The organism is Vibrio sp. 1874 (assembly GCF_033344395.1).
Lineage (GTDB): Bacteria > Pseudomonadota > Gammaproteobacteria > Enterobacterales > Vibrionaceae > Vibrio > Vibrio alginolyticus.
On record NZ_JAWPOR010000117.1, the window covers coordinates 1 to 1205 of the forward strand.

Annotated in this window: 2 pseudogenes; one reads left to right on the plus strand and one right to left on the minus strand. The window is 49.0% G+C overall.

Annotated elements, in window-relative coordinates:
* A pseudogene (locus R8N46_RS24950) lies at window positions 1-881 on the plus strand (RNB domain-containing ribonuclease); the annotation flags it as partial.
* Between the two features lie 14 nt (window positions 882-895).
* Here R8N46_RS24950 and R8N46_RS24955 read toward each other — a convergent pair.
* Window positions 896-1205 (minus strand): annotated as a pseudogene (locus R8N46_RS24955) (long-chain-fatty-acid--CoA ligase); the annotation flags it as partial.

The following is a 1205-nucleotide window of genomic DNA, read 5'->3' on the forward strand; positions in this document are numbered from 1 at the left end:
TCCGATCTGAACGCTACCAGCCACTCGTGTCGCATCTTGAAGAGTTGCACGCGATGTACAAAGTGTTGAAAGAAGCGCGTGATCAACGTGGTGCGATTGAGTTTGAGACCGTCGAAACCAAATTCATTTTTAATGCTGAGCGCAAGATTGAAAGCATTGAGCCAGTGATTCGTAATGATGCGCATAAGATCATCGAAGAATGTATGATCTTAGCTAACATTGCCTCGGCATCGTTGGTAGAAAAAGCCAAAGAGCCTGCACTGTATCGTATTCACGAATCTCCGGGTGAGCTGCGCTTGCAAGGCTTCCGCGATTTCCTTAGTGAGCTAGGTTTAGAGTTGAAAGGTGGTTTAGAGCCTTCTCCGACAGACTACGCCGATCTCGCGCGTCAAATTGCAGGTCGTCAAGACCAAGAGCTGATCCAAACCATGCTGCTGCGCTCCATGAAGCAAGCGGTGTACAACGCAGACAACGCAGGCCACTTCGGTTTGGCGCTTAAGCGTTACGCGCACTTTACGTCACCAATTCGTCGTTACCCTGACTTGTTGCTGCACCGTGCTATCAAGTATTTGATCGCTAAAGAAGAAGGCCGCAACCAAGACCGTTGGACGCCAACGGGTGGTTACCATTACTCATTCGATGACATGGACTTCTACGGCGAACAATGTTCAATGACAGAGCGCCGCGCTGATGATGCAACGCGTGAAGTTGCGGATTGGTTGAAGTGTGAATACATGCAAGATCACGTCGGCGATGAGTTGGAAGGCGTGATTGCTAACGTCACCAGTTTTGGCTTCTTCGTGCGCTTGACCGATCTGCATATCGATGGTTTGGTGCACATTTCAACGCTTGCGAACGACTACTACCAGTTTGACCCTATTGAGATCGGAAGAGCAACGTAGATCTTCACCAACTCACCAGACACTTCATGCGGTTGACCAATAGCAGCCACTTCAAGAACTTTGCCGTGCAGAGCGACAACGTCTTCGATTTCATTCGGGTAAACGTTGAAGCCTGATACTAAGATCATGTCTTTCTTACGGTCAACAATGTGCAGGAAGCCTTCGTCATCAAACTTAACGATGTCACCCGTTGATAGCCAACCGTCTTCGTTAATGGTGTCTTTGGTTGCTTCCGGACGTTGCCAGTAACCTTGCATGACTTGAGGGCCGCGAACTTGTAGCTCACCTGTACCAGTATTTGGC